The sequence below is a fragment of the Caldibacillus debilis DSM 16016 genome, assembly GCF_000383875.1.
Taxonomy (GTDB): Bacteria; Bacillota; Bacilli; order Bacillales; family Caldibacillaceae; genus Caldibacillus; species Caldibacillus debilis.
This window is the reverse complement of record NZ_KB912881.1, coordinates 1-12,374: the sequence shown is the minus strand read 5'-3', so window position 1 is coordinate 12,374 and position 12,374 is coordinate 1. Positions and strand designations below refer to the sequence as shown.

Here is a 12,374-nt window from a genome sequence, read left to right as displayed (position 1 = left end):
GGAGGATACAATGAAACGAGCATTAATTACAGGGGTAACAGGACAAGATGGATCTTTCTTAGCCGAGTTTTTACTAGAAAAAGGATATGAAGTACATGGCATTATTCGTCGCAGTTCATCCTATAACCAAGAGCGTTTAGAAGATATTCTGTCTCAAGAAGAGGCAGATGCGTTAAAACGCAATAAAAATTTCCACTTACATTACGGTGATATTACGGATACCTCCAATGTCATACGTTTAATCAGCGAAATTCGTCCGGATGAAATTTATAACTTAGCCGCTCAATCACATGTTCGCGTATCTTTTGACATGCCGGAATATACGGCCGATGTAGACGCATTAGGGACATTGCGTATTCTGGAAGCCGTACGTATTTTGGGGTTGACAGCAAAAACACGCATTTATCAAGCATCTACTTCCGAATTGTTTGGAAAGGTACAGGAAGTTCCCCAAAAGGAAACAACGCCATTTTATCCGCGTTCGCCTTATGGTGTGGCGAAACTTTATGCGTATTGGATTACGAAAAACTATCGTGAATCATACGGAATGTTTGCGGTGAATGGAATTTTGTTTAACCATGAATCAGAAAGGCGCGGCGAAACATTCGTCACGCGTAAGATTACCTTGGCTGCAGCACGCATCGCGCAAGGAAAACAAGACAAATTATATTTAGGCAATCTGGATGCCCTTCGCGACTGGGGATACGCAAAAGATTATGTGGAATGCATGTGGTTAATGTTGCAGCATGATACTCCTGAAGATTTCGTCATAGCTACAGGAGAGATGCACTCAGTACGGGAATTTGCGACTTTGGCGTTTAAATATGCAGGAATTGATCTTGAGTGGAAAGGCGAAGGATTAAACGAAAAAGGGATTGACAAAGCCACCGGTCGCGTATTAATCGAAGTTGATCCGAAATATTTCCGGCCGGCTGAAGTGGATCAATTATTAGGAGATCCAACAAAGGCAAAGACATTATTGGGATGGAATCCGACAAAAACTCCGTTTGAAGAGTTAGTCCGTATTATGGTGGAAGCGGATATGAAGAAGGTCGAAAAGGAAGATAAGTTCAAGAAGGTGTTTGATTAAGAGTACATGAATAGATTCATGAAAACTTAAAAATTAAGTAATAAACTTAACAGACTTTTATGAGAACTCCCCGGTCACTTGGATGTAAAACGTACCGGGGGATTATCGGTGATTATGTAAATGCAATGTGGTTAATGTTGTAACAAGACGAGTCAAATGACTATGTCATTGTGACAGATGATACACACAGTACGTGAGTTAGTGGAAATTATGTTCTCTTATGTAGGATTAGATTGTAAGGATTTGTGGTATAATATCAAAGTTTTATGAGACCAGTGAAGGTAGATCTTCCATTAGGGGGACTGTATGAAGTGAAGAAGAAATTGAATTGGAAGTAGGATGTGAGTTTTAAGGAATTAGTAAAGATGATGGTGGATGGGGATTTAAATAGAATTAAGCGAATTTTTAGAGAAATGATCATAATCTAGAAAGGATATTCAAAAATGGATCGGGTGATATTTGGTAGTTTTCATAGTATTTCTATTTTTAAAGGCGGAATATATACTCAGTTAATAAAAACAAAAGAAGCTCTTGAAAAAAAAGGTGTAAAGGTAGAGTTATTTGATCAATGGAAGGAATATAAACGTGAAGATCTACAATACTTCCATCTATTTGGAGCAGATTTAAGAACGTATTATTTAGGGGAAGCTGTTCATAGAAAAGGTGGAAATGTCATATTATCATCAGTTTATTATAGAGAGATTAATCCGTATTTTTTACGACTTCAGAATAAAATATTAAATAAAATCAATCATTTATATTCTTCAAATAAAATGGGGAAAAAGTTATCAATGATAGCTAAGATTATATTACCAAATTCAAAAGCAGAAGCAAATTATATACAAAAAGCATGGGGAGTAAGTCCTGAGAAGATATTTGTTGTACCTAATGGGGTTGATACAAAATTTAAAGACGCTAATCCAGATTATTTTTATTCGAAGTATGGAATAAAAGATTTTTTATTAGGTGTGGGAACACTATCACATAGAAAAAATTATGATTTGTTAGCAAGATTAGCTTATGAGGAAAAAATTCCACTAGTTCTTATTGGAGAGTTGGGGAATACAAAAAAATCAAAAAGTATATATGATTATATGCAAAGATGTAAACATATTATACACATCCCTCATTTAAATCATGATCATGACCTTCTTGCATCTGCTTATGCTGCAGCACATTCTTTAGTGTTACCATCAGATTTTGAAACACCAGGATTAGTAGCACTTGAAGCAGGTTTAGCAGGTTCAAGAATTGTTATAACTGAAGTTGGAGGGACTAAAGAATATTTTGGGGATTATGCTGATTATGTAAAGCCACGAGACTACGAGTCATTAAAAAGAGGTGTGTTAAGTTCTTTGAATAAGAAAAAAGATGAGAACTTAAAATGGCACATTTTAAATAACTTTACATGGGATCATGTGGCAAGTAAAACATTAGAAGCTTATTCTAGAGTGATTTTAAGATAGTTTCAAAATTAAAGTTATTTGTCTTTATAAATAAAAAATAAAAAACTGTTAAGAGTGAATAGTAATGAAAAATAATATTATCGTATCTAGTGCTTTTGTGTTATTAATTGGAAGTTTCTTGAGCAGTTTGTTAGGATTTCTTAGGGAGGTCTATGTAGCTTCATTTTTAGGGGTTGGAAAAGAAATTGATGCTTATTTAATAGCTAGTACAATTCCTAATTTTTTTCAATCTATAATATGTAGTATCTTCATTGGGGTATTTATTCCTGTTTATATAAAGAAAAGAAATTCATCTAGTGAGCAAGAAGCTTGGAATTTCATTAGTAGTATTGCAAATTTAATTTTTGTATCTTTATTTTGTATTGGTGTTGTTTTTATGTTTTTTAGTAAACAAATATTGATGATATTTGTTAATGATTTATCAAACTTAAAACTGGTACAGCATTTAACGTTAATATTATTTCTTGCTCTCTTATTTTATGCGCTTTCTTTTATGCAAACGAGTATTCTAAATACCTATAATTCTTTTACTATTCCAGCTTTTTTACCAGTAGTTAATAATGTTATTGTAATTGTATTTATTATAGTATTTTCAAAGTCTATCGGCGTGTATGCAATAGCTATAGGGTATTTATTTGGTACTATTGTACAATTATTTATACAATATCCAAAACTAAAAAAACATGGATTTAGATATTATTTTCATATAAATTTATCTAAGTCTGAAGTAAGTAGTACATTTTATATGTTTCTACCGATTTTATCAATAACATTGGTGGATCAATTAGGTATACTTATATCTCGATTCTTCGCTTCCCAAATGCAAACAGGAAGTGTTGCAGCTTTGAATTACGCAACAAGGTTAATTATGTTACCTGTGACTGTTGTAGGAGCTTCAATCATAAATGCAAGCTATCCAACAATTATTAATAGTGTGGATAAAGGAAATGTTCACGACATAAACAATATTGTTACTAATACATTTAAATTTATAGTCCTATCATTAATTCCAGTAATAACAATATTAGTTATGTATAAAAGAGAAGTAGTAAAGATAATTTTTGAAAGGGGCGCCTTTGATCAAAATGCAACTATAATGACTTCTGATGCATTATTTTATTTCGCATGTGGTATAGTATTTATTGTATTAAAAGACTTCCTTAATAGGTTAATGTTTAGTCATCAAGTCTATAAAAATACAATAATAGCATCTACTATTTTTGTAATCTCATTTGTTATTATTTGTGTAGTTTTAATTCCACATATTGGTCATATATCTATAGCAATTGCTAATACAATTGGGATGTTTTTTTCGTTTATATATTTGCTAAAAACATACTTAAAGCTAAATTTTCAGTATAAAGTACTTATTAGTATCAGCTATATTTTGAAGATAATATCTTCGAGTGTTGTAGCCAATATATTGGGGTATATGATTTATAGATCTATCAGTATTTATGATTTTAATGAGTTTTTGAGATTTTTTCTTACAATTTTTTGTAGTTTAGTAGTTTACATTTTCTTACTTAAGATGTTAAAAATACAGGAGATAGATAAGATAATTCTGTTTTTTAAGAAAAAGGTTATGGAGTTTGGAAACTAATGTAAACGACTTCTATATATAGTATATGGTGTTGAAAAGCTACACTAAAGACTTAAAATTGTGGATACAATAAATAGCTTAATTTGCAATAATAAATGCAACATCTCCCAGTAATCCAAAATATGGTTATGATCAAGCGATGTTTCGAAACTCTTCATGAAACGCATCGTTTGGTGAACGATATTCCAGGATCTTCCTGGGGAGGGTGTTACACCAGTTCTCTACATCGATAATGGCGATGGATCGATATCCTCAATGGGCTTGCCTTTTGGAATAAATCGACGAATGAGTCCGTTGTGGCGTTCATTGGTTCCTCGTTCACATGATGTGTAAGGATGTGTGTAATACACCTCGGATTCGATAGCCTGGCTGAGTTCACTGAATTCAGCTCCATTGTCTGATGTGATCGTTTTGAACACGGTTNAGAATACGGNTCCATACTGTTGCTTCACTTCCTGTATGGCTTGCTTCACGCATTCCGCCGTCATGCGATCGATCTTCAGGATGTGTTCTTTGCGCGTCTTGCGTTCGGTCAATGTGAGTAGCGCCGCTCCTTTTTTGTTGGTGCCTAAGACGGTATCGATTTCCCAGTGGCCGAATTCCAGACGTTCATTGATATGTCGGGGATGCTGTTAAATGCTTGTGCCTAGCCTCTTCTTATGTTGCCGTGTTCGCTTTTTCTTGGTGTTGCGGGACACTTTTAAAGGTAGATCAATGTTCTTGATTGGAAGCAGACCAAGGTCGATTTAGCGGTACAAGGTCTTGGCATAGCCGCAAACGGCATCAGGAGACCAATGATCATCACGGATCTTCGCACGGCGAAATGAATGAAATCCGTGGTCTGGATCAGCTTATACTTCGCACAACAACGGGAACGGTTCGATTCATAGACACGTTGGCCACATCGGCAAAGTATGCTTGATACTTGGTCAGATCAGCCTGTCGCTCTGTCACAGTTCCTCGCTTCAACTCTCGGGAGATCGTAGACTTATGACAGCCGATGATGTCCGCGATTTCCTGCAATGACTTTCCCTGATTGCGAAGCACTTGGATCTGACCACGATCAAAAACGGTGAGATGCGAAAAGGTACGAGTTGTGTTATGATGAGAGCGAGCCATGGTATTCCTCCTGTTATGTATGGGTTTGTGTCGACTTCATCATAACGGAATTATCGTGGCTTTTGTATATTTATTTTGTTGCATTTAATTTTACAATGAACCATACAATAAATAGGTCGATTAACCTTATAACAACATAGCCTTTCTAGTTCAGCATTCTTTCACTAATTGGACGTATGTTGAATTTTGTTGAAGACTTGAAAAAGTTATTTTCCCATTCTATCTCCAGAAACTGAGGGATAACTCGAGTATGGACATTTTTTCTCCCTCCATTTCAACGATGGATAGAGAAAACGAAGAGGATTTTTGTTTGTTCTGCAATTTGTGGAATTTTTTGAAGCAACGGCTGATAGTTCCCTCTTTTGTCGTACATAGATGCAATTTATAGCCTTTGAATCAAGTTGTATCGATTGGTTTTTCACCACCTGTAGAGTCCTAGAGACTGCTTTGGAGAATTGTATCGTCGATATGATTACTTGTGGTACCGCACGCCTAAATCTTTGAGAGGTTAGGCGTTGAAAGCAGAAAATCTTTTTTCTTGAAACGATGTACCTATATGCGAAAACGTAAAAATGCGTAGAATTTTTGTTAACCCACAGATACAATGAAAATAGCAGAATCTATTCAAGTAGTTGTACTAATTTACGTAAAGATAGAATAAAAATAAGTTTTATAAACAAAGATTTCAACATCAATTTTCTTAAAATTGGAGAAAGACTTGTCACATAAGGTGATCTGGATAAAGAAAAATGATTGATGTATTAGAACAAAATCTGTAAAAGAGATCATTGTGCTAGACATTGTATATTATGTGATAAAATTTAAAATAACTAGAATGGCCTACCCTTTGGATTGTATTTTTGGGTTGCTATATTTTATTTCCAAAAGGGTGGGATTTTTAGTTCGTTTATGCGCTTATTATACGTTTTGCAACACGTTCATAATGATAAATAAAAAGATGGAAAAAATATCTATTTGATGTACCTGTATTTTTGACATAATACCAAGATGATCTATGTTTTTAATAAAAGGATTTATCCTGAAGCAAGTATTATATGTACAGAAAGACGTAGAGGAATTCATGTATTTATACTGAGGACCATCCAAATGGTTCGTTACAGTATCAAACTTTTCATGAATTTTTGGAATGTGTGATTTTAAACGCTGCATGGTTTGCATAAATTTTTGAGGGAGTATTACGATATGAAATTTAAAGAATTTGAAAATAGAGTTGTACTAATCTTAATAGTCATATTTATTTATAGTTACGCTATAGAAGCTATTCTTTCTAATAATGTTGAGATGACGATACCCACCTTTTTTATTCTATGTTCAGTGATTCTTTTCCTAGTATTAAAAAATAATAATGTAAAAATCTTGAGATTGGAAGACTATTTAATTTTAACATTTATAATATATATATTAATTCATTCTATTTTCATATCAGAACCAATGGAAGCAATCAAGGTAATATTGGGATCCCTTGCTGCTTTTTTTATCGGCCGTTATGTAAATATACAGAGAGAAAGAGATTACGAATTTATAAAAAGAATAATTAATATATGTGGATATGTACTTTTAATAGCTATTATTATAAATTTTTTGAATGGTTCTAACCAATACAGAGTAACTGTTGGTGATACACATCCTGTAGCTATAGGAGAACTTTTGGGTATTTTTTCCTTGATAAATTTATTTGATGAAAAAGGGATAAGCAAAAATAAATGGGGAATTACAAATGTAATTATAGGGTTATTTACGATGATCGCTATTGTAGGTAGTAGGGGGGCTTTCTTTTCTACAATTTTATCTATCTTACTTTTTCTATTTGTTCTCTTACCTTTAAAAAAGAGAATATACTTATTATTGTTAACTGTTTTCTTAATATATACTTATATAACAATAACCACCAACCCCTATTTGTTAACTAAATTCCCAACAATTTCAAGATTTTCTTTATACAATATCATTAATGACCCTTCTGTTACTGGTTCACATAAGTATATTGGTCGTTTTGATGTTTATTCAGAGAGCATTAGATTTTTTAAAGAAAACCCTATATTTGGAGCTGGGATAAATAAAGTTTATTCCCATAATGTTTTTTTGGAGTTGTTGGCGACTACTGGTATTATGGGTTTTTCTATAATGCTGCTTTTCTTTACTACTATATTTTTAAATATTAAGTTATTAATTAAAGAAAAATTTGGGTTTTGGTTAATTTGCCTTTTTTTGTTTGTTTTTATTTACAGACAAACGAGTTTTACTTTGTCAACTTCAAAGAGTGTGTTTCTTTTTGCAGGGATGATTACAAGTTTATATTATTATATAAAAAATATAAAAAAAGGAGAAAATAAATAATGACTCCAATTCCAGTTGTGTTGTTTGTTTACAATAGACCTGAACATACTTTAAAGGTTTTAGAAGGATTAAAGGGAAATAATGTGGAAAAGTTATATGTATTTTCGGATGGCCCCAGGACAGAAGCCGATTTACCAAAAGTGAAAAAGATAAGAGAAATAGTATGTAACATTAATTGGTGTGAAGTTGAATTTGAGTTTGCTGAAAAAAACAGAGGATTAGCTGAATCTATAATATACGGTGTGAGCAAAGTTTTTAAATTTGGTTATGATAAATTAGTAGTTTTGGAAGATGATTGTGTACCTTCTCCTAATTTTATGAATTTTATGAGGGAAGCTTTTGAGTTTTATGAGGATTATGATAGTGTAATGCATATATCCGGTTTTGGCTTGCCTATAAAGAAGTATACTAAATCAGATGTGTACTTTACTCCATATCCTTGTTCTTGGGGATGGGGAACCTGGAGAAAGTACTGGGAAGCTTGTGATTTTTATCAGTACGAAAATTATAAGATGTTACTGCAGAATGAGAGTCTGCGAAAAAAATTTAACTATGCAGGTGAAGCCTTTTCAGAGTTTTTAGAGATGCAGTTGAATGGTCAAATTAATTCTTGGTTAATAAGATGGTATTTCCATATTTTTCAGAATAATGGATTATGTGTATGGAGTTACCATTCATACATCAACAATAAAGGGTTCGATGGTAGTGGTGTACACGGTAATAAAATTGATAGATTTAATCAAAAATTAGAATCCGATAAAGAAATTAATGAAAAGATAGTGTTTGAAGAAAATACTGTGGTAAACGAAGATTTAATAAAGGAATTTAGGAGATATTTTATGGGGAAGAAGCTTTCTGAGAGGATGAAAACTATTTTGTATATCATGAAAAGAAAAATGGAGATGAAGCTAAAATGGGGTGAAAAATAGCCTAAAACTAATTAAACAGATATTTCGTGGGAGAATATCCCCTTTTTGTTATATTAGGAAGTGTGAAATTAGCAATATAGTAAGAATTAAGCGATTCTGTAAGTTAATTAATGTTAAAGTTGGAGATTATAGTTATATAGCTAATAATTCTCATTTAATTAACTGTAGCATTGGTAAATTTTGTTCCATAGGTCCTTTTGTAAAAATAGGTTTAGGTAAACATCCGGTAGACCGTTTTTCAACATCTCCTATTTTTTATAGCACAAAGAATCCATTGCGGATAAATTTAGTAAGCCAAAATACTTTTAAAGAGTTTGAGGAAGTTAGTATTGGAAATGATGTTTGGATTGGTGCTAATGCCATTATAATGGACGGGGTCAAAATAGGAGATGGTGCTATAGTGGCTGCGGGAGCCGTGGTAACAAAAAATGTTCCAGATTATGCCATTGTAGGTGGAGTGCCAGCTAAGATTATTAAATATAGATTTGAAGAAAGTATTATCCAGAAACTAAAAACGGTTAAATGGTGGGAAATGGATTTAAATAGATTAAATAAGTATGAAAGAGAATTTGAAAATATTGAGCTATTTTTAAACAAAATTATGGAGAAAGAGGATATAAATTGAAGAAATCTATTTGTTTTGTTATTAACTATTTTTATCCCGATTTAGCTTCAACTGGTCAATTAATGACCGAACTTTGTTTAGATTTACAGAATGATTTTGATATCACTGTTATCGCTGCTCAGCCGGGATATGCAGGAGAAGAAGTCAAAGCGAAAAAGATATTTGAAACGGATTATTTGGAGAATATTAAAGTCGTCCGACTTCGCTTGCCTATGGTGGATAAGACGTCAAAGTTTAGTCGGATGAAATATATATTCTCCTATTTTATTTTAGCTAATATTGCTTTATTTAAGGAGAAGGCAGATATTATCTATACCATCTCTCAACCACCGATTTTGGGTGGTTTGATTGGAACAATTGGCAAGTTTATTAAACGTGCAAAACACGTATACAATATTCAAGACTTTAACCCGGAACAAGCAGAAGCAATTAGTTATACAAATAAACAGTTTATCTTTAACATCGCAAGAGCGATTGATAAATTGAATTGTCGTTATGCGGATCAAATTGTTGTGGTTGGCCATGATATGGCAGAGACTTTAAAGAAACGCTTTCATAATAAAAATGTACCTAATCATGTTGTTATCAATAACTGGACAAACGAAAAGGAAATTATTCCTTTAGATAAAAATGAGCCGCATGTAGCGGAGTTTTTAGAAAGACATAACTTAACCGATAAATTTATTGTCATGTATTCAGGTAATTTAGGGTTATATTATGACCTTGAAAATATTATTAAGGTAACAAATGAGTTTCGACACTATAAAGATTTGGTATTTGTTTTTATCGGGGAAGGCGCTGTTAAAAAACAAATGCAACAATATGTAAAAGAAAACCATATTGAAAATGTGTTATTTTTGCCTTATCAACCAAAAGAGTTTATTAAGTATTCATTAAACGTAGCGGATATTCACCTTGTGGTAAACCAAAAAGGAATCAAAGGAGTTTCTGTGCCAAGTAAAATTTACGGAGTTATGGCAGCTGGAAAACCCATTCTTGGAGTGTTAGAACAAGGCAGTGAAGCTCAATTATTAATTGATAAGAGTAATTGTGGGGTAGTAGTCGAGCCAAAAGATTACAACGGAATTGTTAAGGCTATTAAATATTTTTATCGCTTAGATCCAGAGCAACGAAAACAAATGGGTCTTAATGGAAGAGCTTATTTAGAGAAGTACCTGAAGCGTGAAACATCTATTAATAAATATCGTGATTTATTAAAATCTATTTAATGTTGGAAGGAAAAAGTGGTTCAATTACAGGATGATTTAAAAGATGATGAGCACTAATAAAAACTATTATTTTACTAAAGAAAGGAATTGTTATAGCTGAAGTGGATAGGTTCTAATAGAGTACCATTCCATCGTCCACAAATTCATTTATAATATCGACTCCAAAGCAGTCCTATAATCAATGCAAAGATCAGATCGTTCAAGATCTGATTTTTTTATGGAGGGTTATGATGAAACTAGTTCTTTTATCCGGAGGTTCCGGAAAACGCCTTTGGCCACTTTCGAATGATACGCGCTCGAAACAGTTTTTAAAAGTGTTGCAGGGAAAGAATGGCGAGAAACAGTCTATGGTGCAGAGGGTGTGGGGGCAGCTGAAGGCGGTCGGGCTTGCCGATTCTGCGGTGATTGCCACATCGAAAATGCAGCGCGATATGATTTATCGCCAACTGGGGACGGAAGTCCCGCTTATTATTGAACCGGAACGTCGGGACACGTTTCCGGCGATTGCGTTGGCGACTTCCTATTTATATACCAAGAATCTGACAAAAGAGGAAACGGTCGTTGTCTTGCCGGTCGATCCGTATGTGGAAGATTCGTTTTTCCAACGGGTCAAAGAGTTGGAGCGGGTTCTCGAACATTCGAATGCAGAATTAGCTTTAATCGGTGTCAAACCAACATATCCTTCTTCGAAATACGGGTACATCGTTCCAAAAGAGAAGGTGAATGGTACAGAGTATTTTAGCGTTCATTATTTTACAGAAAAACCGAGCGAAGAAAAAGCGGAAGCATTAATCGCCATGAATGCCTTTTGGAATTGCGGGGTATTTGCTTTTAAATTGAAGTACATGGTGCATCTGCTTGAGAAAAAAGGTATCCCTCTTTATTTTAATGAGCTGGTAAACCAATATCACACATTGCCGAAAATTAGTTTCGACTATGAAGTCGTAGAAAAGGCGAACCATATTGTGGTCCTCCCGTATGACGGGTATTGGAAAGACCTGGGTACATGGAATACGTTGACGGAGGAAATGGCAACGAGGCAGATTGGGAAGGGCGTATTAGCGGACGATACGGTAAATACCCACTTGGTGAATGAATTAGACATTCCTGTGACAGTAATCGGTACCAAAGATCTTGTCGTCGCGGCAAGCCCGGATGGAATTTTGGTCGCCGATAAAGCTTCCAGCCCGAAAATTAAAGATTTGATCAATGGGTTTAATCAGCCGCCCATGTACGAGGAACGGATTTGGGGCTGGTCGCGCGTTCTGGACTATGCGAAATATGAAGATGGACAGGAAATGGTCACGAAGCGCATTTGTATTCATCAAGGGAAAAATTCAAGCTACCACTACCATCATTTGCGGGATGAAGTATGGACGATTGTCCGCGGTGAAGGAGAGTTGGCGTTAGATGAATCGATTGCTCATGTAAAAGCAGGAGACATCATTCACCTTCCGGCGGGCCGCAAACATGGGATTCGGGCGATTACAGAATTGGAGTTTATTGAAGTGCAGACGGGTTCTGGTATTAGCGATGAAGATTTTGAGAGGCTTTATTTCGATTGGGATGATGTGATTCGTCATATACAAAAATCAAATCCAAATCTATATTGTAAAAAAAAGCGGGAAGTTTGAACCGCTGTTTTTTATTGGTCACGTATAATTAAGTTCGCAAAAAGTGAAAAGAGGAAAAGCCATCGGTCACTCCGAATAGGTAAGTGTCCAGCAAACCAAAAGGAGTTGAAACCGATGGCTTACCAGAATTCTACCTTATCTTTCGAACAAATGCTACTCCAGTTTATGTCTGAACAAGACCCCATGTTGTCCATGCTTCAATGGCTTTGTGAGCAATTGATGGAAGCTGAGGTATCGGCAAAAATTAAAGCGCAAAAGTCAGAACGGACAGATTCACGTCAAGGGTATCGATCAGGTTATCGAGTCCGACGCTTTGACACA

9 protein-coding genes and 1 pseudogene are annotated in these 12,374 nt (G+C 34.4%); 9 read left to right on the top strand and 1 reads right to left on the bottom strand.

Annotated elements, in window-relative coordinates:
• The first annotated feature begins 10 nt into the window (after positions 1-10).
• The 3 genes from gmd (at position 11) to murJ (ending at position 4,159) form a co-directional block, all read left to right on the top strand.
• A complete protein-coding gene (gmd, locus tag A3EQ_RS0105010) occupies positions 11-1,090 on the top strand; it encodes a GDP-mannose 4,6-dehydratase (RefSeq protein WP_020154094.1) in 1,080 nt (359 codons plus the stop codon).
• Positions 1,091-1,533: 443 nt separating this feature from the next.
• Positions 1,534-2,556, top strand: coding sequence for a glycosyltransferase family 4 protein (locus A3EQ_RS0105005; protein WP_020154093.1), 1,023 nt, complete (start codon positions 1,534-1,536; stop codon positions 2,554-2,556).
• Between the two features lie 64 nt (positions 2,557-2,620).
• Positions 2,621-4,159: a murein biosynthesis integral membrane protein MurJ gene (gene murJ, locus A3EQ_RS0105000; protein WP_020154092.1), complete on the top strand. Its 1,539-nt coding sequence runs from the start codon at positions 2,621-2,623 to the stop codon at positions 4,157-4,159.
• A gap of 132 nt (positions 4,160-4,291) precedes the next feature.
• Here murJ and A3EQ_RS20645 read toward each other — a convergent pair.
• Positions 4,292-5,278, bottom strand: a pseudogene (locus A3EQ_RS20645) (IS30 family transposase).
• 1,203 nt (positions 5,279-6,481) lie between these two features.
• On the opposite strand from A3EQ_RS20645, the gene A3EQ_RS0104985 reads away from it, so the two are divergent.
• The 6 genes from A3EQ_RS0104985 to A3EQ_RS20640 all read left to right on the top strand — a co-directional run.
• Positions 6,482-7,636, top strand: a complete 1,155-nt coding sequence (locus A3EQ_RS0104985; RefSeq protein ID WP_020154091.1) for an O-antigen ligase family protein — start codon at positions 6,482-6,484, stop codon at positions 7,634-7,636.
• Positions 7,636-8,565: a glycosyltransferase family 2 protein gene (locus A3EQ_RS0104980; RefSeq protein ID WP_020154090.1), complete on the top strand. Its 930-nt coding sequence runs from the start codon at positions 7,636-7,638 to the stop codon at positions 8,563-8,565. Before A3EQ_RS0104985 ends, A3EQ_RS0104980 begins: the two co-directional genes overlap by 1 nt.
• Positions 8,555-9,190: a CatB-related O-acetyltransferase gene (locus tag A3EQ_RS23085; protein WP_020154089.1), complete on the top strand. Its 636-nt coding sequence runs from the start codon at positions 8,555-8,557 to the stop codon at positions 9,188-9,190. Before A3EQ_RS0104980 ends, A3EQ_RS23085 begins: the two co-directional genes overlap by 11 nt.
• On the top strand, positions 9,187-10,419 hold the full coding sequence (locus A3EQ_RS0104970; RefSeq protein ID WP_020154088.1) for a glycosyltransferase family 4 protein: 1,233 nt from the start codon (positions 9,187-9,189) through the stop codon (positions 10,417-10,419). Before A3EQ_RS23085 ends, A3EQ_RS0104970 begins: the two co-directional genes overlap by 4 nt.
• A gap of 230 nt (positions 10,420-10,649) precedes the next feature.
• Entirely contained in the window at positions 10,650-12,053 is a 1,404-nt protein-coding gene (locus A3EQ_RS0104965) for a sugar phosphate nucleotidyltransferase (protein WP_020154087.1), read from the top strand.
• 114 nt (positions 12,054-12,167) lie between these two features.
• Positions 12,168-12,374: transposase (locus A3EQ_RS20640; protein WP_020154086.1), on the top strand; the 207-nt coding region annotated here is incomplete at its 3' end.